The sequence below is a fragment of the Solwaraspora sp. WMMD791 genome, from assembly GCF_029581195.1.
GTDB lineage: Bacteria > Actinomycetota > Actinomycetes > Mycobacteriales > Micromonosporaceae > Micromonospora_E.
In genome coordinates, this window is record NZ_CP120737.1 from 1,517,944 (window position 1) to 1,541,721 (window position 23,778).

At 70.1% G+C, this 23,778-nt stretch carries 23 protein-coding genes; 14 read left to right on the plus strand and 9 right to left on the minus strand.

All coding sequences use genetic code 11. The features are described 5' to 3' along the window. Positions 1 to 30: 30 nt before the first annotated feature. Entirely contained in the window at positions 31 to 1,644 is a 1,614-nt protein-coding gene (locus O7623_RS06510; RefSeq protein WP_282227682.1) for a BBE domain-containing protein, read from the minus strand. A 150-nt stretch (positions 1,645 to 1,794) separates the two neighbouring features. Here O7623_RS06510 and O7623_RS06515 point away from each other — a divergent pair, with 150 nt between their 5' ends. Beyond that, complete coding sequence (locus tag O7623_RS06515) at positions 1,795 to 2,154, plus strand: VOC family protein (RefSeq protein WP_282227683.1); 360 nt, start codon at positions 1,795 to 1,797, stop codon at positions 2,152 to 2,154. 12 nt (positions 2,155 to 2,166) lie between these two features. Here O7623_RS06515 and O7623_RS06520 read toward each other — a convergent pair whose 3' ends face one another. Beyond that, positions 2,167 to 2,529 carry a hypothetical protein gene (locus tag O7623_RS06520; protein WP_282227684.1) on the minus strand — a complete coding sequence of 121 codons (363 nt, stop codon included), beginning with the start codon at positions 2,527 to 2,529 and terminating at the stop codon, positions 2,167 to 2,169. Positions 2,530 to 2,736: 207 nt separating this feature from the next. Here O7623_RS06520 and O7623_RS06525 point away from each other — a divergent pair, with 207 nt between their 5' ends. After that, entirely contained in the window at positions 2,737 to 3,564 is an 828-nt protein-coding gene (locus O7623_RS06525; RefSeq protein ID WP_282227685.1) for a DUF5753 domain-containing protein, read from the plus strand. After that, the gene (locus tag O7623_RS06530) at positions 3,561 to 3,755 is read left to right on the plus strand and encodes a DUF397 domain-containing protein (RefSeq protein ID WP_282227686.1); all 195 of its coding nucleotides are present in this window, start codon (positions 3,561 to 3,563) and stop codon (positions 3,753 to 3,755) included. Before O7623_RS06525 ends, O7623_RS06530 begins: the two co-directional genes overlap by 4 nt. A gap of 149 nt (positions 3,756 to 3,904) precedes the next feature. Here the strand turns inward: O7623_RS06530 and O7623_RS06535 are convergent, their stop codons facing one another. Further along, the gene (locus tag O7623_RS06535; protein ID WP_282227687.1) at positions 3,905 to 4,471 is read right to left on the minus strand and encodes a MarR family winged helix-turn-helix transcriptional regulator; all 567 of its coding nucleotides are present in this window, start codon (positions 4,469 to 4,471) and stop codon (positions 3,905 to 3,907) included. Between the two features lie 263 nt (positions 4,472 to 4,734). Between O7623_RS06535 and ribB the strand changes: the two genes are divergently transcribed. From ribB to O7623_RS06575, 8 genes are all read left to right on the plus strand, one after another. Then, positions 4,735 to 5,427: a 3,4-dihydroxy-2-butanone-4-phosphate synthase gene (gene ribB, locus O7623_RS06540; RefSeq protein WP_282227688.1), complete on the plus strand. Its 693-nt coding sequence runs from the start codon at positions 4,735 to 4,737 to the stop codon at positions 5,425 to 5,427. Then, positions 5,424 to 6,704: a lysophospholipid acyltransferase family protein gene (locus O7623_RS06545; RefSeq protein ID WP_282227689.1), complete on the plus strand. Its 1,281-nt coding sequence runs from the start codon at positions 5,424 to 5,426 to the stop codon at positions 6,702 to 6,704. Before ribB ends, O7623_RS06545 begins: the two co-directional genes overlap by 4 nt. A 105-nt stretch (positions 6,705 to 6,809) precedes the next feature. Further along, a complete protein-coding gene (locus tag O7623_RS06550) occupies positions 6,810 to 9,140 on the plus strand; it encodes an MMPL family transporter (RefSeq protein ID WP_282227690.1) in 2,331 nt (776 codons plus the stop codon). After that, entirely contained in the window at positions 9,112 to 9,741 is a 630-nt protein-coding gene (locus tag O7623_RS06555) for a hypothetical protein (RefSeq protein WP_282227691.1), read from the plus strand. Before O7623_RS06550 ends, O7623_RS06555 begins: the two co-directional genes overlap by 29 nt. Next, complete coding sequence (locus O7623_RS06560; protein ID WP_282227692.1) at positions 9,738 to 10,502, plus strand: SDR family NAD(P)-dependent oxidoreductase; 765 nt, start codon at positions 9,738 to 9,740, stop codon at positions 10,500 to 10,502. The genes O7623_RS06555 and O7623_RS06560 overlap by 4 nt, the downstream gene beginning before the upstream one ends. Continuing rightward, positions 10,502 to 10,957 carry an SRPBCC family protein gene (locus tag O7623_RS06565; RefSeq protein ID WP_282227693.1) on the plus strand — a complete coding sequence of 152 codons (456 nt, stop codon included), beginning with the start codon at positions 10,502 to 10,504 and terminating at the stop codon, positions 10,955 to 10,957. Before O7623_RS06560 ends, O7623_RS06565 begins: the two co-directional genes overlap by 1 nt. Further along, positions 10,954 to 11,958 (plus strand): beta-ketoacyl-ACP synthase III, encoded by a 1,005-nt coding sequence (locus tag O7623_RS06570; RefSeq protein ID WP_282227694.1) that lies wholly within the window; start codon positions 10,954 to 10,956, stop codon positions 11,956 to 11,958. Before O7623_RS06565 ends, O7623_RS06570 begins: the two co-directional genes overlap by 4 nt. 90 nt (positions 11,959 to 12,048) lie before the next feature. Beyond that, entirely contained in the window at positions 12,049 to 12,306 is a 258-nt protein-coding gene (locus tag O7623_RS06575) for an acyl carrier protein (protein WP_282227695.1), read from the plus strand. 127 nt (positions 12,307 to 12,433) lie between these two features. Here the strand turns inward: O7623_RS06575 and O7623_RS06580 are convergent, their stop codons facing one another. Beyond that, the gene (locus O7623_RS06580) at positions 12,434 to 13,294 is read right to left on the minus strand and encodes an aldo/keto reductase (protein WP_282227696.1); all 861 of its coding nucleotides are present in this window, start codon (positions 13,292 to 13,294) and stop codon (positions 12,434 to 12,436) included. 134 nt (positions 13,295 to 13,428) lie between these two features. Between O7623_RS06580 and O7623_RS06585 the strand changes: the two genes are divergently transcribed. Next, positions 13,429 to 14,331: a LysR family transcriptional regulator gene (locus O7623_RS06585; RefSeq protein WP_282227697.1), complete on the plus strand. Its 903-nt coding sequence runs from the start codon at positions 13,429 to 13,431 to the stop codon at positions 14,329 to 14,331. 98 nt (positions 14,332 to 14,429) lie between these two features. Here O7623_RS06585 and O7623_RS06590 read toward each other — a convergent pair whose 3' ends face one another. The 5 genes from O7623_RS06590 to O7623_RS06610 all read right to left on the minus strand — a co-directional run bounded on the left by O7623_RS06590 (position 14,430) and on the right by O7623_RS06610 (position 20,513). Further along, positions 14,430 to 16,199 carry a GNAT family N-acetyltransferase gene (locus O7623_RS06590; protein WP_282229337.1) on the minus strand — a complete coding sequence of 590 codons (1,770 nt, stop codon included), beginning with the start codon at positions 16,197 to 16,199 and terminating at the stop codon, positions 14,430 to 14,432. A 78-nt stretch (positions 16,200 to 16,277) separates the two neighbouring features. Then, positions 16,278 to 17,618 (minus strand): hypothetical protein, encoded by a 1,341-nt coding sequence (locus tag O7623_RS06595; RefSeq protein ID WP_282227698.1) that lies wholly within the window; start codon positions 17,616 to 17,618, stop codon positions 16,278 to 16,280. Between the two features lie 100 nt (positions 17,619 to 17,718). Next, complete coding sequence (locus tag O7623_RS06600) at positions 17,719 to 18,396, minus strand: response regulator transcription factor (protein WP_282227699.1); 678 nt, start codon at positions 18,394 to 18,396, stop codon at positions 17,719 to 17,721. A 25-nt stretch (positions 18,397 to 18,421) separates the two neighbouring features. Next, on the minus strand, positions 18,422 to 20,035 hold the full coding sequence (locus tag O7623_RS06605) for a histidine kinase (RefSeq protein ID WP_282227700.1): 1,614 nt from the start codon (positions 20,033 to 20,035) through the stop codon (positions 18,422 to 18,424). A 109-nt stretch (positions 20,036 to 20,144) separates the two neighbouring features. Further along, the gene (locus tag O7623_RS06610) at positions 20,145 to 20,513 is read right to left on the minus strand and encodes a hypothetical protein (RefSeq protein ID WP_282227701.1); all 369 of its coding nucleotides are present in this window, start codon (positions 20,511 to 20,513) and stop codon (positions 20,145 to 20,147) included. A gap of 216 nt (positions 20,514 to 20,729) precedes the next feature. Between O7623_RS06610 and O7623_RS06615 the strand changes: the two genes are divergently transcribed. Both O7623_RS06615 and O7623_RS06620 read left to right on the plus strand, forming a co-directional pair. Beyond that, the gene (locus O7623_RS06615; RefSeq protein ID WP_282227702.1) at positions 20,730 to 21,575 is read left to right on the plus strand and encodes an LppX_LprAFG lipoprotein; all 846 of its coding nucleotides are present in this window, start codon (positions 20,730 to 20,732) and stop codon (positions 21,573 to 21,575) included. A gap of 355 nt (positions 21,576 to 21,930) precedes the next feature. Beyond that, a complete protein-coding gene (locus O7623_RS06620; protein ID WP_282227703.1) occupies positions 21,931 to 23,757 on the plus strand; it encodes a hypothetical protein in 1,827 nt (608 codons plus the stop codon). Positions 23,758 to 23,778: the final 21 nt, after the last annotated feature.

Sequence of the window (23,778 nt, forward strand, 5' to 3'; positions counted from 1 at the left end):
TGCGGGCCAGGTGTCTCGTTGCACGCCTGCTCAGCGCGGCAGCGTGATCGACATGGCGTGATGGAACACGTCACGGGGGTCCCAACGGGCCTTGACCCGCTGGAGCCTGCGGTAGTTGTCCTTGTAGTACAGGGTGTGCCACCCGACTCCGGAGGTGTTCCATCGCGGGTCGGTGGTGTCGACGTCCGGATAGTTGATGTATGAGCCGTCGTTCACGCTGTTCGGGACCGGCACACCGCCGGTGTCGGCGTACATCGCGGCGTACCACCGGCGGATCCAGTCCAGGTTCGCCTGCTCGCGCTCCGGGTCGGTCCAGATGACGACGTACACCGCTTTCATGATGCTGTCCCGCTGGGGCATGGCGGTCGCGTCCGGTGCCACGGCGTTGACCTTGCCGCCGTACGACACCAGCAGCAGCATCGCGGTCTCGTTCTGGTGGTCCGTGCTGGTCAGGTAGGTGTAGGCGGTGGCGATCTGCGCGTCCGTGAACCTCTTGCGCAGGTAGGCCGCCTTCAGCTTGTGCATCCCGGACTCGTCGGCCTGGCTCAGTGACTGGGCCTTCACCCCGGCAAGCCACGGCAGCCGGCGGGGCGGCTGGACCGTGATCGTGCCCGGTACGCCTGCGGTGACCTCGGCGATGTGGTCGCGGAGCAGCCGGTCGGCGTCGGGCAGGGTGCCGTCCAGGGCGGTCACCATGGCGAACGCGCCGGGGTCCGCGCCGGCGTTGCGGCGGGTGATCGGCAGCAGGCTGAAGAGACTGGCGTACGGGGAGTCGGGCGCGCTGTGGCGCTCGTGCCATTGCCCGTAGTTGCGCAGCAGCCGGTGGAACGCCTCCTCGGTCATCGCGTCCCAGCTCCACGCGATCGTCGTCTCCAGCGTCACGGCGGGTGGCCTGGGCAGCAGGCGGGCGGGATCGGTGCCGGTGGCCCCGGGTGTGCGCATCCAGTACCGGGTGACGACACCGAAGTTCCCACCCCCGCCCCCGGTGTGCGCCCACCACAGGTCACGATTGGCGTCATCCGGTTCGCGGGTCGCCACGACCGCCCGTGCCCGTCCGGCACGGTCCACGACGACGACCTCCACCGCGTACAGGTAGTCGACCACCGAACCCAGCTGCCGCGACAACGCGCCGTACCCGCCGCCCTGGATGTGTCCGCCCGCCGCGACGCCGCCGCACTGGCCGCCGGGGATGGTGACGCCCCAGCCGAGGTAGAGCCGCTCGTACACCGTCCAGAGGCTGGCACCCGACTCGATCATGAACGCGGTGCGGCGCCGGTCGAACGTGACCTGCCGCATCGCGGACATGTCGATGACGACCTCCGCGCCGGCACCGACGAAGTTCTCGTAGCAGTGTCCGCCGCTACGCACTGTCACCCGCTTACCGGCACGCACCGCGTCCTGCACGGCACGCACCACCTGCTCGGTGGTCGTCGGCAGCCGGAACGATCCGGGCCTCGGGAAGAAGCGCTCGTTCGTCCGGCGCAGCACCAGGTCCTCGTAGCGGGGGTCGTCCGGCAGGATCACCGGAGACTCCCGTACGCCCACCTTCGACGGCACCCCCGCTGCCGCCGGAGCGCCGATCAGCGTCACACCTCCGAGTGCCGCAGCGCTGGCGATCAATCCACGACGGGTCGGACCAGACATGCCTTCTCCGATCTGGAGCAGATGTGCCGTACGAAGCGATGCTTGCATCGACCGCGCGGCGAATCGTCGTCCGAACGCAGGCGGGCCGATACCGCGAACGCAGTAGCCACGTCGGCGTTTTTGTCGGTGGCGGCCCGTAGGGTGCGAGGCATGGCCAGCATTCAACCGATCATCAGTACGCCGGACGTGCCCCGTCTGCAGAAGTTCTACGAGACGCTGCTCGGTGCCGAACAGATGCTCCGGCAGCCGGAGGACGGCCCGGTCTTCTACGTCGGGCTGCGGCACGGCGAGTCGGAGTTCGGCATTGTCAACGAGGAGGGGGACGAGCTGTCCGCGCCGTCACGGGTCCTGCTCAGCATCGACGTCGACGACGTGGACGCGCTGCTCGACCGGGTCGAGGCGGCCGGCGGCACGATCCTCGCTCCGCCGAACGACATGCCGTGGGGTCAGCGGGTGGCGCACCTCGCCGACCCCGACGGCAACCTGATCAACCTGACCCACCCGCTCTGACCACCGCACCAGTCAGTACAGCCAGATGAGGTCCAGCTCGTCGATGGTGGTGCCGACGTGGACCTCGGCCAGGAATCGGCGCATCAGGCTGCCCGGGTCGGCGGCGTCCTCGATCTGGATCAGCATGCCGCGTCCGCGCGCGACGACCGCGTCGAGCACGAGACGTTCGAGCTTCTCGGCGTTGACTGGGCCGGGCCGGCAGCCGCACGGAGCGCCGTACGCCCGGCCGCTGAGCGTCTGCAGGCAGGCGAGCCGACGGTCGCAGCCGGCGCAGGTCAGCAGCCCGTCGAGCGGAAACTCGGACCGGCCCGCGCGGTCGACGCGGGACATACTCCTCGGCGGTACGTGTCCGTCGTTGGCGGTGCGCTCGCTCATGTTGGCAACCTCCGTCATGAGATCCGGAATCCATGAATTGACCCCTGTGGCGGACCACATTTCCAACCCGCGTACGGCAGACTCAATCGTGGAAGCCGGTTCGTCTCCACTGTGATGTGGCGATTTCGGCGACCAGCCCGACCAGCGGTTTCTGTCTGAAACATTGGCGCGGGTGCTGGGTGTGTCGGATGAGAGGAAGGTGAAGCGATGCCGGTCACCGGACCGACTGTGGTGCGTCGTCAGCTGGGGCGACGGCTGCGCCGGCTGCGGGAGGAGTCGTCCCGCACCGAGCAGGAGGTGGAGCGGGCGAAGGTCTGTTCGCGTACAACGTTGTGGCGCATCGAGACCGGCAAGTTCCCGGTCAAGATGAACACCGTTCGGGGGTTGTGTTGGTTCTACGGTGCCGACCCGGAGACGACGGACGCGCTGACCCGGCTCGCCGCCGCCAGTGATGATCACGGGTGGTGGGAGTCGCACGGCGACGCCGTACCGGATTGGTTCCGCCTGTACGTCGGTCTCGAAGCCGCCGCCACCGAGATCGGGGTCTATGACCCCGAGGTGATCCACGGCCTGCTTCAGACGCCGGACTACATGCGCGCGGTGTTCCGCGCCACCTATCCGGACGCGCCGCAGGAGAAGATCGAGCGGCTGGTGTCGCTGCGGCTGGACCGGCAGATCTCCTACTACGACCGCGAGCAGCCGGCCCGGATCGTCGCGATCCTCGGGGCCGGTGCGCTGGTCCGCGAGGTCGGTGGCCCGGCGGTGATGGCCGAGCAGCGCGCCCACCTGGCCAGCCTGGGTCGACGGGTACGGGTGGAGATCCGTGTCCTCCCCTGGTCCGTCGGTGCCCACCCGGCCTTCTCTGGCCAGTTCATCTTGCTCGACTTCGCCGACCCGGACGACCCGGACATCGCCTACGTCGAGTCGCATATGGGCGCTCGTTACCTGGAGCGCCCGGAGGAGTTGGCGGAGTACCGTCGAATTTTCCGGCTGATCCGTGAGCAGTCGGTCCCGATCGAGGAGCACCTGCGATGAAGCCTGACACCCCCTGGTTCACCTCCAGCCGCAGCGCGGGCAACGGCGGGGCGTGCGTCGAGACTCGCCGGCACGCCGGCCACGCCGAGGTACGCGACAGCAAGGACCGCACCGGCCCCACCCTCACCTTCACCACGACCCAGTGGGGCACCTTCACCACCGCCCTGCAGACCGGCACCCTCCCGCGCTGACCGTCCGGCGGAACGACATCCCGCAGGCCGGATGTGGCGCTCCGCTGTCCATCTCCGACCATGTGCCCGGCTCGCCAGGACGGTGGCGGCCGGGCACGACAATCAGCTCGACCTCTGTGGAGCCGGCGGAGCGGCACTCGCCAGCGTGGTCACCGTTCGTACCCGGACCTCTGTTCCAGGGCCGCACCCGCAGCTGACCCGAAACGCTGGTTGATCTTGGAACCGCTGATCGTGTCCTGCAGGATCCGGTGCAGCGCCTCGACCATCGTCTTGCGCTGTTCATCGTTGAGCTGGCTGCCGATCGACTCGTTCAGCGCGTGGTTGATCGCGTTGACGTCATCCAGCATCTTGGCGCCCAGCAAGGTCAGCCGCAGGTGCACGACGCGCCGGTCGACCTGACCCGCTTCCCGCTCGACCAGGCCCCGCTTGAACAGGGTCTCGACGATCCGGCTCGGGCTTCCCGTCTCGCACACGATGTACCGCCCGAGTGCGGCGAGGGTCAGCGGCTCACGCTCCGCGAGCACCGAGAGGATCTCCGCCTGCGCCGGCGTCAACCCCAGTGGGCGCAGTGCCTGCGCCAGGAGGCGGTTGCCTTCCCGTTGCGCGGCAAGGATCAGATACCGCAGTTCGGCGATCGGATGCTCGTCCGGGTTGCCGCTGAACCTGGCGTCGCCGTCGACCCCGCCAGGGTCTTCGCTACGTAGAGTAGCCGTCATTTTCACTGTCCCAGCACCTTCCCTCGGTGGTAGTCGGGCCCGTCCCCGGCACGGTTCGGCCGAGATCCCCCATGTCGCCCTCATCGATGTTACGTCATCGATTTTGATTTGTCCCATCTCCGCCAAGATCACAGTAACACAAAGTTAGTTGTTGCAACATCGATGTCGTGCGGTTGATAATATGACATCGATGGCGCAACATCGATGTGGCAGCATCGATCTACCCCCCTCGCGTCATCCACCACGTGACAGGAGAGTTCCCGATGACCCTGCAGATGCTCCCCCCCGCCGCCCAGGACACGCTCGTCTCGCTGCTCCCGACCCCCGAGAGGATCGAGCTCCAGGAGGCCGAGGAGGCCATCGCCGCGATCGGACGCGGTGAGCTCGTCGTCGTCGTCGACGACGAGAACCGCGAGAACGAGGGCGACCTGATCGTCGCGGCCGAGTACGCCGACGCGGACGCCATCAACTTCATGATCACTCACGGTCGCGGGCTGGTCTGCCTGGCGATCACCGCCGCCCGCGCCGCCGAGCTGGACCTGCCACCGATGGTCGAGCGCAACGAGGACCACCACGGCACCGCCTTCACCGTCAGCGTCGACGGGACACCCGAGCACGGCGTCACCACCGGCATCTCCGCCTACGAGCGGTCGCGTACCGTGCAGTTGGTCCTCGACGGCAAGGCCAGCGACCTCGCCCGTCCCGGCCACATCTTCCCCCTGGTCGCCCGGGACGGTGGGGTCCTCGAACGGCCCGGCCACACCGAGGCCTCGGTGGACCTGGCCCGGCTGGCCGGGCTGAAGCCCGCCGGCGTGATCGTCGAGATCATCCGCCCGGACGGGACGATGGCCCGGCTGCCCGACCTGGTGCGTTTCAGCCGCGAGCACAACCTGGTCCTGACCAGCATCGAGAAGCTGCGGGAGTACTCGGCGCGGCGTCAGGGCGGCAGGCCGTGAACCTGATCGACCGGGCCTGCGTCGCGGCGACGACCGCTGTCACCCGCCGAACGGTCGTGCACCGCCACCTTGCCGCGGTGGAGGGCATCGAGCACGTACCGATGGACCGGCCGTTCATCCTGGCACCCAACCACCGCAGCTTCGCCGACCACTTCCTGTTCGAGACGCTGCTCTTCGCGATCCAGGGAAACCGGGCCGCCTTCCTGACCAAGGCGGAGAGCTTCACCCCGGTGAAACGGATCTGGTTCAACGCGATGGGCGCGGTGCCGGTCGACCGGGCACGACCGGTCCGCGAACTGCTTGCCACAGTGGATGACCTGCTCGACTCCGGTCGGGTGGTGGTGGTCTACCCGGAGGGGACCCGCAACCCCGACGCGCAGCTGATGGCGTTCAAGGACGGGGCGTTCCGGTTCGCCGAACGCGCCGGCGTGCCAGTCGTCCCCGCCGCGCTGGTCGGCACCGAACGGATCCTGCCGATCGGTGCCAGCTGGCCACGCGGTCACCGGGCCAGGGTGCATTTCGGGCCGGCGCTGCACGCCGACATGGCGCTGCCCCGGGCCGCCCGAATCCGCGACCTGGCCGAACGGACCCGGGTGGCGATCGACGGGTTGCTGACCGACGCCACGACGGCCGCAGCGGCACGGGTCGGGAACACCGATCCGGACACCGCCCACCGACACGTCGTCGCCGCCGGGCGGACGGCACAGCACGCCGAGGCGCTGCTGGAGCGGTCCCTCAGCGGTACCGACACCACGCCGGCCGCGGTGCGCCACCGGCAGGCCGAACTGCTCTACACGGTCGCCCTACGGACCGATCCGGGATCGCTCGACGCCGCTGTCGGGCTGCTGCGGGTGGCCGGGCTCCGCGCGCTCACCGCACCCGCCGCCCACCGGGCCGTACTGCTGCGCCGGGTCCGCGTCGGATGCGAGAACGCGCTGGCCCGCGACCCCGACCACCTCACCGCCAACTACCTGCTCGGTCGGTGGCACCTGCTCATCCCGAAGGCCCTGGGCGGCCGGCGGGAACGGGCGGTACACCACCTCGGCCTGGCACACCGACTCGCGCACGGGGACAACCGCTACGCGATGGCGTACGCCGAAGCCCTGATCGCGGCCGGACGGCCCGACGCGGCCGTCACCACCCTACGCGGGGTCATCGCCGACCCCGTCACCGACCAGCGCGGCGACCGCCGCCGTGACCGGGCGATCGCGCTCCTGGCGTCGATCACCGGCGCACCCGCCGAGCGCCGCCCGGTGATGGACCCCCAACCGACCTGAGTTTCCGTGCGGACGGGTCCGTCCGGGCACGCACCGACCGGACCCGTCCGCCCACACCGGACTCCCACCACCCACCGCCCTACCCGACTCCAACAGGGGAAGATCATGAAGAAACTCGCTCGCCTGGCCGTGGAACGCCCCAAGCTCATGGTGGCGCTGTGGCTGATCGTCATCGCGCTCTCCGTACCGTTCGCCGCCCAGCTCGACGGGGCGCTCAAGGCGGGTGGCTTCTCCGACCCACGAGGTGAGGCCGCCATCGGTCAGGAGGTCGTCGAGGACGCCTTCCGCGAGGCGCCGAACAGTCTCCTCGTGGTGCTGAGCAGCACCGACCGGGAGGTGTCCGGCGCGGTCGACACCGCGCGGGCGGCGGTCGACCGGCCGGGGGTCGCCCAGCTCACCGACTACCGCGACAACCCGGCGTGGCTGTCGGCCGACGGCCGCACCACCTTCATCCAGGTCGGCTTCACCAGTTCCAACACCGAGGTCCAGAACCTCGTGCCGGACCTGCGCGAGGACGTCGCGGCGGCGGTGGGTGACGGCGTGGACATCAACGTCACCGGGGCACCCGCGTTGGACTACGCGCTCAACGTACAGTCCAAGGAGGACGTCCTCCGCGCGGAGATGATCGCCTTCCCGGTCCTGTTCGTCGTACTGTTCCTGGTCTTCCGCTCGGTGGCGGCGATGCTGGTGCCGCTGGTCCTCGCCGGCGTCACCCTCGCGGTCACCAGCGGCCTGGGCTACTTCGTCGCACGCGGCACCGACCTGTCCATCCTCTACACCAACATCGTGTCGATGATCGGCCTGGCGGTGGCGGTGGACTACTCGCTGTTCATCGTCAAACGCTTCCGGGAGGAACTGGCCGAGGGACGCACGGTCCCGATGGCGCTGGAGCGCACCCTGACCACGGTCGGCCACTCGGTCATGTTCAGCGGGCTCGCCGTGGTGGTCGCGCTCTCCGCCCTGTTCATCCCCCGGGCCATGTCGTTCACCAGCATCGCGTTCGGCGGGGTGATGGTCACCCTGGTCGCGATGGCGGTGTCGCTGACCCTGCTCCCGGCGGTGCTGAGCCTGCTCGGACACCGGATCAACTGGGGCTCGCTGCGGTCGCGGCGGGTCCGGACGGCGACCACCGGCTACCGCTCCACCAGCGTGGTCTACCGCCGGGCCGGAGTGGTCCTCGCGGCGCTGGTGATCGCCTTCGTCGCACTCGGCCTCCCGGCCACGCAGCTCAACCTGCAGGTTCCGGTCGCCAGCGCCGACATCCTGCCCGAGGACGACGACGCCCGGCAGGGCATCGAGAAGATCCAGGAGGAGCTGGGTCTACGGGAGATGTTCCCGATCCAGGTGGTGCTCACCGCCGAGCCGGGGCAGACCAGCGCAGTGCTCGACTCGGTCGACCGGATCGTCGATCAGGCCAGCGACGACGAGCGTACCGCCGATGTCCGGGCCGTCACCACGCTCGGGCTCGCTCCCGACGTGGTACGCCAGGCGACCGTCGGCGACACCGCCGGGCTGCCGGCCGAGGCGGCGACCGTGTTCGGCGCGCTCTGGGTCGACGACGGCGAGCGGATCGTCACCCGGGTCCTGGTCATCGCCAACGACGACCCCGACACCACCGAAGCGCACGAACTGGTCGAGAACCTCCGTGCGACGACCGACTCCCTGGCCGGCGACGGTGTCGACGTACGGGTGACCGGTGCCACCGCCACCGGTGCGGACTTCGACGACCTGGTGACCCGGTCCATCCCGATCGTGGTCGGCGCGGTCACCCTGGTGACCTTCCTGATCCTGATCCTCGCCTTCCGCTCGGTGATCCTGCCGCTGCTCGCCCTGGCCTTCAACGCCGCCGTGGTCTGCGCCAGCCTCGGCGCGCTGGCCCTGCTCTCCCGCTTCACCTCCGGCGACACGATCAACAGCGTCACCCCGCTGATGCTCTTCGCCGTGATGTTCGGCCTGAGCATGGACTACATGGTGATCATGATTTCCCGGATGCGGGAGACCTACGCCGAGGGGTACTCGCACCGCGAAGCGGTCCTCGGTGGCCTGGCCCGCACGGCCGGCATGGTCAACGGTGCAGCGGTGATCATGGTCGCGGTCTTCGCCTCGTTCGGCAGCGCCGAGATCAGCATCGTCCGGGAACTCGGCATCACACTGGCGATCGCGGTGGTCCTCGACGCCATGGTCGTCCGTCGGCTGGTCATGCCGACCACCCTGCTGCTGCTGGGCGACCGGGTCTGGGGCCGTCGGCGGCCGTCGCCCACCGGCGACACCGGTCAGTCGTCGGCTCACGACGGCGAACCGGGGCAGTCCGACGGTGCGGTGCAGTCCGACGGCGGGGCAGCGCAGTCCGAGGGCGGGGCGGACGCCGCGGCCGCCACCACCACGGGAAAGGCGGAGGAGGTGTCCGGTGTCCTCGCCGATGCGACGCGCCGGTGACGCACTCGTGGTCTTCGACGGCCAGCGCCGGCTGGTCTGGCGCCGGGACAGCCCGTCCGCCTGGAATCCCGTGGCGCTCTGGCCGAACGAGCAGGAGATCCACACCATCGAACGGCACCTGTTGGAGGGGAGGCACCTTCTGGTGATCATCGACAGTGACACCGGGCCGGTTCCCCTGCTGACCGAGGAGGCCGAGGAGATTCCGGTACGGATGCGCCCGTTCCTCGGCTTCGACGGCGACCTGCCGCACCTGACCATCCCGCTGCTCGACTGGCTGCCGCCGGACCTGCGCAGCCGGGGCCACCGGTTCCAGGAACAGACCGCCCGCCGGGTCGCCACCGTCCCGGCACCGCTGCTGCCGGATCTGCTCATCGAGGAGCAGGCGGCCAACTGCCCGGTCCGCTTCGCCCGAAAGACCTCCGGACGGGCGCTCAGCGACCACCATTTGACCGCACTGGTCGCCACCGTGTTCGCCGATGTCGGCACCACCGCCGGCATCGATGGAGCCGTCCCCGGTCCTCGTGACCGGGGCGGCCCCGCCCTCATCTCCCGACCCCGACCCGCCGGGCGGGCCGCTCTCAACACCGGAGCTCTACGATGACCACCACCGTCCCACCCCCCGCCGACATCCACACCCCACTGACCGGCCGGGTCGTCGCCATCACCGGGGCGGGCAGAGGACTCGGCCTGTTGACCACGGAGACGCTGCTGAGGCAGGGAGCGCGCGTCATCGCGAACCACCGCTCCCCCTCGTCGAGTCTGGAGGAGTTCCGCAGAAAGTTCCCCGGGCAGCTGCAACTGGTCCCCGGTGACATCGGCGAGGAGTCCACGGCGATCGCCCTCGCCGACGCCGCCCGCAACGCCGGCGACCTGCACGTGCTGATCCACAATGCCGGCGTCACCCGGGACCAGCTGCTGGCACACATGCCGGTGGAGGACTGGGACGAGGTACAGCGGGTGAACCTGCGCGGTGGCTTTCTCGCCACCAAGCACGCGGTGCGGATCATGCTACGCCGGCGGTACGGCCGGATCGTCTACATTTCATCGATCGCGGCGGTGATGGGCAACACCGGCCAGGCGAACTACGCCGCGTCAAAGGCGGGGCTGCACGGTCTGGCGCGTAGCGTGGCTCAGGAGTACGCCTCGTACAACATCCGGAGCACGGTGCTCGCCGTCGGCGTGCTGGACGTGGGACTCGGTGCGGCGATGAAGCCCAACACCCAACGCCGCAAGGTCGACCGGTCCCTGCTCGGCCTGATCGACGGTGCCTCGGTGGCGGAGACCCTCGCCTTCCTCGCCGGGCCGAAGGCGGACTTCATCAACTCGGAGATCATCCGACTCGACGGTGGAGTGAGGTACTGATGAACGAACAGACCGCAAGTCGCCTGATCGGCGCAGCCGTGGACCAGGTACGCGGCGTGCTCCTGGAACCCCTGGCCCTGGCCGACTGGAATCCCGCCATCCTCTCCATCACCGGCCCGACGCAGGCACAGATCGCGACCCGGTACCCCATCGTGGCCAAGGGCGGCCTGCGGGGCACGTTCCACTACTCGGCCATCGACGACCTGCGCATCCTGACCACGATCAAGGTGACCGGGTTGGAGGAACAGGGGTGGTGGAACCTCGAACCACGGGGCGACACGACGCTTGTCGAGCATGGCTTCTCCCACCGGGGCGCGCTCGCGTTGCTGCTCTCCTCGGCTTTCCAGGGCGTGGCCGAGCTGCGGCTGGACCGGCTCTCCACCCGTAGCCGCCGGCCACCGGCCAGTTCCGGGCAGCCGCCAACGCCGCCCGTACCCCCGATGGAGTCCGCATGAGCACTCGGATCCGTACCGCGACGGGCACCCGGCACACCCGGATCCTCGGGGTGGGCGCCTACCGTCCGGCACGAGTGGTCACCAACCACGAGATCGCATCCCGGATCGACTCCAGCGACGAGTGGATCAGCAGCCGCACCGGGATCCGGACCCGGCGCTGGGCCGGGCCGGACGAGACCCTGACCGAGATGGGCGCGGCGGCAGCAGGCAAGGCGATCGCCCACGCGGGTCTGTCGCCGGGCCAGATCGACGCGGTGCTGGTGGCCACCATCACCCACTTCAAACAGACGCCTGCGGCGGCGACCACGATCGGCCACCGCGTCGGCGCCGACGCCGCCATGGCGCTCGACATATCCGCCGCCTGCGCCGGTTTCAGCACGGCCCTCGCTCTCGCCTCGGACCTGGTCCGCGCCGGCAGCGCCGGGCATGTGCTGGTCATCGGCGTGGAGCGGCTCAGCGACCTGCTGAACCACGACGACCGGGGCACCGCGTTCCTGTTCGGCGACGGGGCCGGTGCGGTCGTCGTCGGCCCCGCCGAGACACCTGGCATCGGACCGGTGGCGTGGGGTGCGGACGGCAGCCAGTCCGACATCATCACGCAGAGTGTGTCCTGGCAGGAGTTGCGGCACGACCGGGAGGTCACGTTCCCGTTCGTGCAGATGGAAGGCCAGGCTGTCTACCGGTGGGCTTCCCGGGCCGTCGCCCAGGTGGCCCGGACCGCACTCGACCTGGCGGGGATCACCGGCGGGCAGCTCGACGCCTTCATCCCGCACCAGGCCAACCTCCGCATCACCGACGCCCTGGTCAAAGCCCTCGACCTGCCCACCAGCGTCGCCGTCGCACGGGACATCGTGGACGCCGGCAACACGTCCGCAGCGTCGATTCCCCTGGCGATGGACCAGATGCTCGCCAGCGGCGAGGTGAACAGCGGGGACACCGCCCTGCTGCTCGGCTTCGGCGCCGGTCTCGCGTACGCCAGCCAGGTCGTCACGCTGCCCTGAGCCCCGGTCCCCCTTACCCCACCCGACCACCCGGTTTTCGAGCCATCGCCACCTTCAACCCCCTCTTCAGTTCAGAGACAGGAGCAAGCCGTGAGCACCAGCACCCTGACCGCCATCGCCGAGATCGTCAGCGAGATCTCCGGAGTGCCCGCCGAGGACGTGCAGCTGGGCAGGAAGCTCAGCCAGGACCTCGGGATCGACTCGCTGTCCATGGTCGAGATCGCCGTCGCCCTGGAGGAGCGGTTCGGCATCGAGGTCTCCGACGACCAGATCAAGGATCTCGTCACCGTGGCCGACGCGGTCGTCTACGTCGAAGCGCGCGGCGGCCGGATCCCGGCCGACGCCTAGGTCCTCCCGATACTCACCGTCGGTAGGCCCATCAGCCATCCCACTGCTGCACCGGGCCTACCAGACCCTGATCCGCCTGGACGCGAGGGCGCCCGCCGGCACACCGCCGACGGGCGCCCTCGGCTGGTCAGGCCTGGTCGAGTCGGGCCAGGTGTGCGGCCGACAGTTCGAGGTCGGCCGCCGCGACAGAGTCACGGATCGTCTCCGGGCGCGACGACCCGGGGATCGGGATCACGACCGGCGCCTTTGCCAGCATCCAGGCCAGGCAGACCTGTTGCGGGCTGACCCCGTACTCCTTGGCGACCTGCGCGAACGCCGCGAACCGCGACCCCAGGTCGGCGGCGCTGGAGATGCCACCGAGCGGGCTCCACGGCAGGAACGCGATGCCGAGTTCGGCGCACAGCCGCAGTTCCGGTTCGCTGGAGCGGAAGGCCGGGGAGAACTGATTCTGTACGCTGACCAGCCGCCCGCCGAGGATGTCGTTGGCCAGCCGGATCTGCTCCGGGTTGGCGTTGGAGATGCCGGCGAGGCGGATCTTCCCGGCGTCGAGGAGGTCACGGATCGCGCCGATCGAATCCGCGTACGGCACGGTGGGGTCGGGCCGGTGGAACTGATAGAGGCCGATCGCCTCGACGCCGAGCCGTTTCAGCGACGCCTCGCAGGCGCTCTTCAGATACTCCGGCGAGCCGTTCTGCGTCCACGAGCCGTCGCCCGGCCGCAGGTGACCGCCCTTCGTGGCGATCAGCACGTCTGAGGTGTCGCCGCCGTAGGTCGCCACGGCGCGGGCGATCAGCGACTCGTTGTGTCCGACGTCGTTGGCGTACAGGTGGTAGGCGTCGGCGGTGTCGATCAGGGTGACACCGGCGTCCAGCGCGGCGTGGATCGTGGCGATCGACCGCTGCTCGTCGGGCCGGCCCTCGATCGACATCGGCATTCCGCCGAGGCCGATCGCGCCGACGCCGACCTCACCGATGTGGCGGGTGTGCATGCAGACTCCTCCTGGAAGCGGTTCGGTGCGTGCGGGTCGACGTACCCGCTCCGCCCGGATTCCACCCTTCTCCCCCACGGCTAAGCTGTCCAACAGAAGGATCCGATCCCGGCGATCAGTGTTGGTGATGAATCGTGGAGCTGCGTCAGCTCGAGTACTTCGTGGCGGTCGCCGAGGAGCGGCACTTCACCCGCGCCGCCGAGCGGATGCACGTCGCGCAGTCCGGCCTGTCGACCTCGATCCGCTCACTGGAACGGGAGCTGGGCGCGAGCCTGTTCGTCCGTAACACCCGTAGCGTCGAGCTGACCAACGAAGGCCGGGCGCTGCTCACCCAGGCCCGGCACACGCTGGCCACCGTCGCCGCCGCCAAGGACGCCGTGGCCGCGGTCCGGGGGCTGCTGCGCGGCAAACTGGCCGTCGGCACCCTGCAGTGCCTCGGTGCCGTCGACCTGCCGGCAGCGCTGGCCCGCTTCCACGCCGAACACCCCGGCATCGAGATCCGGCTCCGTCAGGGCGGCTCACCGGACCTGATCGAACGGGTCCGTACCGGCGATCTCGACCTTGCCTTCGTGTCGGCACCGGCCAGCCCGGTCTCCGGGGTCGCCCTGGCCCCGATCCGCGCCGAGCCGATGGTGCTGGCCTGCGGGCCGGACCATCCGCTGCGCGACCGCTCCGGCGTCGCCCTGCGTGACCTGGCCGGCGCGACGTTCGTCGACTTCTCCCCCGGCTGGATCACCCGGGACGTCGTCGACCAGGCGATGGCCACCGCCGGAGTGGACCGGCGGGTCGCGTTCGAGGTCAACGACGTGCACTGGCTGCTCGACCTGGTCAGTCACGGGCTCGGCGTCGCCGTCGTACCGCAGTTCTTCAGCACCAAGCGGACCGCCGCGCGCTTCGTGCCCCTCACCGACGCGCCGCGCTGGAATCTGGCGGTCGCGACCGCCAGCGGCCGACACCCGAGTACGGCAGCGACCGCGCTGCTGGCCCTCGATGACATCCGCCCCCACCCGACCACCCACGAGCCGGGTACGGCCTGACATCTTCTCCGCTCTGAAGCGTTTCACGCGCCCCTCGGGACCGCGTGGTCCCTGCCTCGACGGCGATGGCCGGGGCACTCACGGTCATTGCCGCGATGCTACTGCCCGGCCGCGATGGTGCGGATGATGCCGACCATGTCGAGGGCTCCGTCGCCGCGCCGCACGGCGTCGGCGTAGAGGGCACGGCACAGGTCGCTGAGCGGGACGCCCGCGCCGGCGGAAACGGCCGCGTCGACGATGAGCTCGGAGTTCATTCGCACGTCGGAGATCGCCGCCTGCGCGGTGAGGTCGCCCGCGACCAGTTTCGCGGTCTTGACCCGGGAGATCGGGGACGACATCTGGCCCGCGTCGAGAATCTCGCGGAGCAGTCGTGGGTCGAGACCGTGCCTGTCCGCGAAGTGGAACGCCTCGGCGAGGCCGGTCACGAGAGCGATCAGGAACACGTTGACGGCGAGCTTCATCGTGATCCCGGACGGCACCGGCCCGCAGATGGTGATCTGCGCGCACATCGGGTCGAGCAGCGGGACGACGCGTCGGACGACGTCGGGCCGACCCGCCACCATCGCGACGAGGTTGCCTTCCTCGGCCGGTACCCGAGAGCCGGAGACCGGGGCTTCGACGTAGTGTCCGCCGGCGCTCTCGACCTCGTCGGCCAGCGCCTTCGAGTATTCGGGGGAGAGAGTTCCCATGTTGACGATCGTGCGCCCGGCGACGAGGTGGGCGAGTCCCCCGGGGACGTCCCGGAGGACCTGATCGACGGCGGCCGCGTCGCGCAGCATCACGAGCACCGTGTCGCACCGGGCGAACACCTCCGCGACGGTGGCGGCGGTCCGGGTCCCGGCTGCGACGAGTTCCTCGTCGGCCTTCGGGGTACGGCTCCACACGGTCAGCCCGACGCCGCCGCCCACGAGCCGGCGGGCCATGGGCAGGCCCATGATGCCCAGGCCGATGAAGCCGACGCCGCCAGGCGGGGCACCGGTGCCGTCGTCGTGCAGTGACTTCACGAACCAGTGGTGTGCGTACGGCTCGTCGTTGAACGGGGCGACCTCGTCGTACCCGGCGGCCCGGTACAGGCCGATCGCCTCGGTGAGTGACTTGTTGGTCTCCAGCCGGACGATGCTCGCCCCGAGCGACGCGGCCGCTTCCTCGGCCGCGTCGATGAGCCGCCGGCCGACTCCCAGCCCGCGCAGCTCGGGCGACACCCAGAGTCGTCGGATCGCCGCCGCCGCACCGTCGACCTTCGTGACGCCGACGCATCCGACGGGGCGGTCCTTCAGCGTCGCCAGCAGGAACTGTCCGGACGGGGGACGCAGTGCGTCATCGGCGGCGGGAAGGCTGCGCTCCGGCCGGAACCCGCCGTCGAAACGCTCGTCGAGCGTGCGGTGGTAAGCGTCGACTGCCCACCGTGCCGCGTCTGTGGCCGGATCGACCGCAGCGATCGTGACCGCGGAGGCGGTGAACATGCGCCGCACGGTCACCGCCGCCGCGACGAGCTCATCTCGCTGACGCTCGGTCAGCGGATCCAGGATCGTTTCGACCAGTTCGTCCGAAAGCCGGTCCAGCACGGTCCGCTCCGCCAAACCCGCAGGTGTGAGCGTCGCTCGGCGGACCCGGCTGTCATGTTCCGAAGGGGACACGACGACCAGACCCTCCTGCTCCAGGGCTCGGAGCTGCCGGCTGGTGTAGCCGGAGTCGAGTCCGAGACGGCTGCGCAGCTCGCGCACGTCGATGCCGTCCTCGCCGATCTCCCACAGCAGACGGTCAAGGCTCAGTGGCCGGTCGCGCGCGAGGTAGCGGTCCTCCAGCACCCCGAGTCTCTCGGTGACGATGCGGTTGAACGCGCGGATGCTCTGAATCCGGGACTTCATGCTCACGATCTCTGACTATAGTCAGAGATCAGCCGACCAGGGTGCTGGCGCGACCGTCGAGCTGGTCCAGATTCCCGGTCAGCGTCCCAGGTCGAGTCGGGGGACGGTGAAGGTGCCGTTGCCGACGGAGTGCACCAGCGGCCACAGTTCACGCGGCCAGCCGGCCTGCCGGGCCGACCGGATGCCCAGGCCGACCGCCACCTCCTGCGGAACCTGCGCGCCCAGCAGGATCGTCGCGCCCGGCACGCTGGCTGCCTGGTCGGCGATCCACTGGGCCGCGGTCGCCACGATCTGCGGATAGTCCCGCCAATGGTGGTGCGTCTCCCCGGGCCGGGGCAGGTAGCGCCATTCGCGCAGCGTCGTCGACACGGTCTCCGGCAGGCCCAGCCCGGCGGCGTCGTGCAGCTCGACGACGAGCGGTTCCCGGTCGCTGGCGGCGGCCGCGTCGTCGTGGGCGGCCCGCTGCGTCAGGTCGGCCGGCAGTCTCGGCAGCGGGCCGAACTCGTGGTGGTTGGTCCGCAGCACCAGCAGCAGGATCTCTCGCGTCGCCCCGTCGTCGTCGACCCCGGCCGAGGAGGCGACACCGTCTGTGGTGACACCGTCTGTGGCGACACCGTCTGTGGTGACACCGTCTGTGGTGACCCGCAGCCGCGCCGGGTGGCGCTGCACCCGCAGCTCCCCGGAGAGTCCGCCGTCGGGCCGGTCGGCCGGGCCCTGGAAGGTGTGCCCGTCGTCGACCGGGCCGACCCGCAGCGGCCCCTGCCGGCCGAAACCGTCGCGCTGGCGGACCTGCAGCGCCCGGCCCCGTTCGGCCGCGGTCACCCGGTGGCCGAAGGCGACCGCGACCGGCCACGGCGCCCAGACGAACAGTGACCGGTCCAGGGCGGTGTCCCGGCCGTCCGGGTCGTAGCTGGCCACCTGGAAGTGGCGGACCAGGCTGTCGACGTCGCGGCCCCAGCGGGTCGCCTCCGTCCCCTGCGGCCACACCGCCGCCCGGTCGAAGGTGCGTAGCGGCGGCACCGGCCGAAACACGGCGAACCGGTCCCGGACGTCGCTGAGGAACCCGTCCTTCTGCTCCGGGGTCCAGCCGGCCGCCACCTCGTTGACGACGTAGGCGACGCCGAGGCGGTCGCGGAGCCGGTTACGCCACCACCAGAGGCCGACGCCGGCGGCAAGGGTGACGACCCCTGCCAGGGTGAACGCCACCAGCCAGCCGCCCCGGCCGCCGGTCCAGCCCTCGGCGGCCAGGTCCGGTGCGATACCGCCGGCCGCGCTGAACGCGGCCGTCGCGACCGTGAAGAAGACCCCGATGACACCGGCGCCCGCCGGGCCGGTCAGCCACCGTCCCACCCGGGCCACGTCGACGGTACGGCGGACAGCTCGCGCCTGCTGCGGCTGCTTCTGATCCACCTCGGACACGGGTCACCTCGTCGTCGTCACCGGTACGGTCAACCGACCGTAACCACTGTGCCGGCGGGCGCAATCCTCCGGGTGGATCTTCCGTTGCCGCGCTCGTCACTCAGTGGGCCGGACCAGAGGGCGGATCCAGCAGACCGGCCCGTTGGGCGAGCATGGCCGCCTGGACCCGGTTCTCGCAGCCGAGCTTGGCGAACACCCGGTACACGTGGGTCTTCACGGTGCCTTCGGAGACGAACAGCTGTTGGCCGATCTCGGCGTTGGACAGGCCCTGGGCCAGCAGTACCAGGACTTCGCGTTCCCGATCGCTGAGCATGTCGACTCTTTTCAGGTCCTCTTCTGGACGTACAGTGACAGTAGGTAGCCGATTGAGCACCTGACGGGTGATCTTCGGCGACAGGTAGGCGTTGCCGGCCGCGGCGGCGCGCACGGCGTACGCGAGTTCGTCGGCGGCGGACTCCTTGAGCAGGAAGCCGGCGGCTCCGGCGGCGAGTGCCTGCGCGACGTACTCGTCCTCACCGAAGGTCGTCAGCACCACGATCTGGACCGCCGGGGCCAGCCGGCGGATCTCCCGCAGCGCCGCCAGGCCGTCGAGGACCGGCATCTGGATGTCCAGCAGTGCCACGTCCGGTCGGTGCCGTACGGCCAGGTCGATCGCGGTCCGCCCGTCGGCGGCCTGGGCGATCAGCTCGATGTCGGTCGCCGGTCGCAGGACCGCGTCGATCGCGGTACGGATCAACGAGTCGTCGTCAGCCAGGAGCACCCGTACGGGGTCGGCCATCGTGTCGTCCCTCATCGTCGTCGGATCACTGTCGCGGTTCCTTGACGATCTGTTTGTCGACGAGCGTTGCTTCGCGGAAACAGAACCGGTACATGGTCCGTTCGGTGTCGGAGTCGGCCTGGTCCAGGATCGACGAGTCGTAGTCGACGCAGGTGGCACCGGGTGGTGACCGGCGACCGGCACCGTCGGCGTCGACCACGCCGACGTCGACGTCGGGCAGCACCGCCCGGACCTCGTCCTCCGGCTGGCCGATCCGCACCGCGTCGTAGGTGTCGCGGTCGACCACGACCAGCGTGGTGGCCAGCCAGGCCCCGGCCAGACACAACGCCAGGCAGGCGGCGATGACCAGCCCGGTGACCGCCAGGGTGAGCCGGGACCCGCGCTGGTGCCGCTCGATCAGGCCGTCGAAGTCGGCCCCGGCCACCGGTGGGGGACGGTGCTCGGCGGCAGCGGGTTCGTCACCCAGGTACGGCAGGGTGGCCGCCAGCCGGAACCCGCCGTCGGGCGTCGGACCGTGGTAGAGCATGCCCTTGGCGATCCGGACCCGTTCGGCCAACCCGATCAGTCCCTGCTGGGAGGTGGACCGGGCGACCCGGTGCCCGGCGGTGTTGGTGACGGCGGCCACCAGCGCGTCGGTCTCGTAGCGCAGCAGCAGGACGATCGCCCCACCTCGAGCGTGCCGCAACGCGTTGGTCAGGCCTTCCTGGATCACCCGGTACGCCGCGTGTTCGGTCAACGCCGCCAGCGGTCGGGGTTGACCCTGACGGACGACCTCCACTTCGGCGCCGCCGGCCCGGGCCTGCGCTGCCAGCTCGTCCAGGCCGGTCAGCGGCCGCACCGCGGACTGGCTGTCGTCCTGGCCGAGGATGCCGAGAATCTGCCGCAGCTCGGTCATCGCCGCCGAGGAGGTCTGCCTCACCAGGTCGGCGGCCTCGGTCCGCTGGTCGCCCTCGGCGGTCCGCAGCATCCCGGCGTACAGCGAGATCAGGGTGAGTTTGTACCCCAGCGAATCGTGCAGGTCCCGGGCGATGCGGGCCCGTTCCCGGGTCTGCGCCTGACGGGCGATCTCGCCCTGCTCCCGGTGCAGTTGCATGTTTCGGTGGTGCAGCGCCGCCAGCAGGCGCCGTCGCCGCCGGACCAGCCGGGCCACACCGGCCGGGAAGATCGCCAGCAGGACGAACAGCGCCGAGTACGCGACGGCCAACTCCACCGTCACCGGTTCCGACCAGCGGATCGACCCGACGTAGCTGGCCCAGGCGACGGCCAGCGCGGCGCCGACCTGCCACCATCGGGCGACCCGGTACGCCAGCGCGGCGCTCAGCACCGCCAGCAGCAGGCTGTTCTGTCCGCCGGTGGCGAGGCCGATCAGTGCCGCGGCGACGTACGCGGCCGTCGGGTGGGGCAGCCGCAGCACCACCAGCACCGGTGTGGAGAGCGCGACCAACCAGGGCGCGAGCGGGTACCAGTCGGCGCCGACGGCGGCCAGGGTCGCCATCACGGTGACCAGCGCCACCAGGCAGATCTCGTAGAGCAGGCGCCACGGCCCGACCCGGGCCGCCCGCGTCCGCCACCGCCGTGCCCGTGCGGGCCACCGGGCTGTCCGGTCGTGCCACCACGCCGCCCACCGGAACGTCGTCATCGCGGCGGTGCTCCTTCGGTGGTGTCAGGCGTGGTTGGCGACGGGTCGGTGGGATTCTGGCCGATCGCCGGCGGCACCCCTGTCGGGGGCCGGCGGAGGGCGGGCGGCGTCACTGCGGGATCGTGATGGCGCTCTTCTCCGCCAACGCGCCGTCGACGAAGCAGAACCGCCACAGGTCCGGGCCTTCGGCCTCGAACGGGGTGATCGTGTAGTAGACGCACGAGGCACCAGCGGGCATCCCGAGTTTGTCCGGGTCGTCGCCGTACAGTTCGTGGTCCTTGATGTCGGACAGCGGCTCCGGTAGCGCGGCCCGCACCTCCGCTTCCGGCGTGCCCACCCGTTGGACGGCGAACTCGTCCCGGCTGACCCCGGCCTCGATGATCTCCCTACCGAGGTCGACCGCCTGGTACGCGATCCAGCCGAGACCGCCGCACAGGACGACGACCACGACCGCGACGACGATTGCCACCTTGCGCATTGACTGTTCCTCCGTCGTTTGTGGGTGGCTCAAGCGTGCCGAGAATCGGCGCGCGAGTCGTCATCGGTTGGTGGTAACTCCGACGGTGGCGGTCTACGACGAAAGTCGTAGGTGAGCCGGGGAATCGCCGGCCGGTGGTCGACGGTCAGTTGGGTTGACCGCCCCCGGTACTATGCCGGCCGATCATCTGAGACAGCTGAACAGGGAGTTCACTTCGTGTCGACACTGAACAGGGCCACCTCCGTGGCGGTGGCCTCGGTCGCCGTACTCGCCCTCACCGCCTGCGGTGCCGCGCAGCCCGCGGCCGAGGTCGCCGCCGGCGGTGGGTCGGGCGTGCTGACGCAGCTCGCCACCGACGCGGTCGGGTCGCTGCAGCGCACCATCGAGACCACCAACAAGGCCACCTCGGTGAAGGTGACGATGACCGGCACCGCCGGTGGTGAGTCGATGGACATGAGCGGCGTCATCGCCTTCGGGGACGAGCCGAAGGCCGAGCTGACGATGGTCGACCCGGAGGACGGGGAGATCACCGTACGCACCATCGGGACCACGTACTACGTGAGCATCCCGGAGGCGGAGCAGGCGTCGATGGAGGGCAAGAAGTGGTTCAAGATGGACCTCGCCGCGCTGGGCGCCGGCTCTGAGGAGCTCGCCAAGCAGGTCGAGGACATGGACCCGGTCAAGGGCGTGCAGACCCTCCTCGAGGGCAAGGAGGTCGTGGTCGTCGGTGAGGAGACCATCGACGGTGTCAAGACGGTGCACTACACGTCGACCAGCCCGGTCGAGACCTACCTGGGGCAACTCGACGCCGAGCTGCGCGAGGGCGTCCAGGAGCAGTTCGCCGCCGCCGGCGTGACCGAGGTCAAGGCCGACGTGTGGGTCGACGAGCAGTACCAGCCGCGCCGGGTGAAGATGGTCATGGGAACGATGAGCGACATCACGGTCGACTACACCGACTACGGCACCCCGGTGTCGATCGAGGCACCGGCGGAGGCGGAGACGCTGGACTTCGCGGAGATGTTCGGTGACCTGCAGGACCTGCTCGCCGACGTCGAAGGCTGAGCTGATCCGACGCCGCCCGGATCCCGCGCTGCGGGGTCCGGGCGGCGTCGTTTGCGCATCCCCTCGGTGGACCACACCGCACCCCGAATGGTGACACGTGGCAATTGGCCTAACGACGATCAGTGACGACCACTCCGGTAGCTGCCCACATCTGATGTGGACGTCGGAAATCAGACGGCAATCACCGTTGTCTACTGTCCTGACTGGGTGGACACTCAGCTCACCTCACGAAGCCGACAATGCCACCGTCCGCGCCCGTGACCAGGGTTTCGATGCTGCGTTCCGTACTGCCCGTTCTGCCACGGAATGCGGTCCCCCACGGCGGGTGTGGATCGTGCCGAAAGAAAGGGAATTGATGCGCTGGCCCCTGATATCCCGACGGCGACTGATTTCCGCCATCGCACTGTTCGTCCTACCGGCCCTCGTCGTGGCCCCGGCACCGGCGGTCGGCCAGCAGGCGGTGCCTGCCGGATCACCGGCGTTCGCGCACGAACTGCTCGCCAAGGCCACCCCTGAGGAGTGCTTCGTCGGCATCGGACTGCCCTACCCCGCCGGGCCGCCGTGTGCGCAGGGCCAGGCCAAGGTCAACCAGGCGTACGTGTGGTCGCTCGCGAAGGCCGACGACCGGCTCTGGTTCGGCACCGGGGCGAACGTCCACTGCATCGTGACCGGGGCGACGCTGGCCCTGCCGAACCCACGGATCACCGACGACTACGTGTGCGAGTTCGCCGAGAGCCAGGTGGTCAAGCAGAACCCGACGATGCCGGTCAGCGTCGGCGACCACCGGCAGCCCCGGGCGTACGTCTACGACCTGGCCTCGGCGACGTTGACGGAGAAGACCGCGGAGATCACCGGCGCGTCCGCCGACGACCTGTCGCGGCTACGCCGGACGCTGGGGCTGCGGGCCGGTGGCACGCACAACGGCGTCGTCCTGCTGGCCGGGCCGGCGCTCGGCGCGACGGTCAACATGTTCGCGTTCGACACGGCCACCGGCGAGTACCTGGGGTCGGCCAACTTCGCCAAGTACGGCAACATCCGCCACTTCGTGGTCGCCCACAACGTGCTGTACGCCGGGGTCGGCGTCGGCCCGAACGGCCGCGACGGCGGCTACATCCTGCGTTGGGCCGGCGACCGCGACGACCCGTTCAACTTCGTCGAGGTCGGCAAGCTGCCGGCGCAGGTGGCCGACCTGGAGGTGCACGACGGTCGGGTCTTCGTCAGCACCTGGTCGGCGGCGGGAGGGTCGTCCTCGGCGGGGGCACGCCCGGGCCCCGACGCGGAGCCGGTCCGCGTCGGCGTCGTCCCGACCGCCCAGGCCGATCCCGGCATCGCCGGGGTGTGGATGAGCCCTCGGCTGCTCGACGGCGAGCCGGGGCTCACCCCGGACGACGCCGAGGGGTGGACCCAGGTGTGGAGTGCGGCGTCCTACGAGCCCGACCCGGTCATCGCCGGCTCGTACGGCCTCGGCGCGCTGGCCTCGTACCGTGGGTACCTCTACTGGGGCACCATGCACGTGCCGATGAAGTCCACGGCGATGGTCGCCGAGGCGTACCCGCCGGCGGACGAGCCTGCGGCCCGCGCGACCCTGGAGCGTTCGCAGCGGGCGGTGAGCATCTTCCGGGGCAGGTCGTTCGGCACCGCGCAGGCGAGCACCGAGCTGCTCTACGGCCAGGCGGTCCTGCCGGTGTACGACCCCGCCGCGGACTACGGCGTCGGTGCCTGGCGGTGGGCCCTCACCGGCTACCGGCCGAAGTACGGGCGGATGGGATTCGGCAACATCTACACCAACTACACCTGGACGATGGCGGTCTCGAACGGGCGGCTGTTCGTCGGCACGATGGACTGGAGCTACCTCGCCAAGGACCTGCTGCCGCAGGCGGCGGCTGAAACGGGGTTCCGGGGGGCGGCCACCGGGCTCAGCGACGAGTTGAACCCGATCACCATCGACCCGGCGCTCTACGGCGGTGACCTGTGGATGTTCGAGTCGAACAACAAGCCGGCGACGGCGGTCGACACCCAGGGGCTGGGCAACTACCTCAACTACGGCTTCCGCACGATGGTCGCCGACGGGTCGACGCTCTACCTCGGCATGGGCAATCCGATGAATCTGCGTACCGACCCGACCGACGACGTACCGGAAGGCGGCTGGGAGCTGATCGAGCTGACGCCCGCCGGCGGCTGACCCCGGGATTCAGCCCACGGT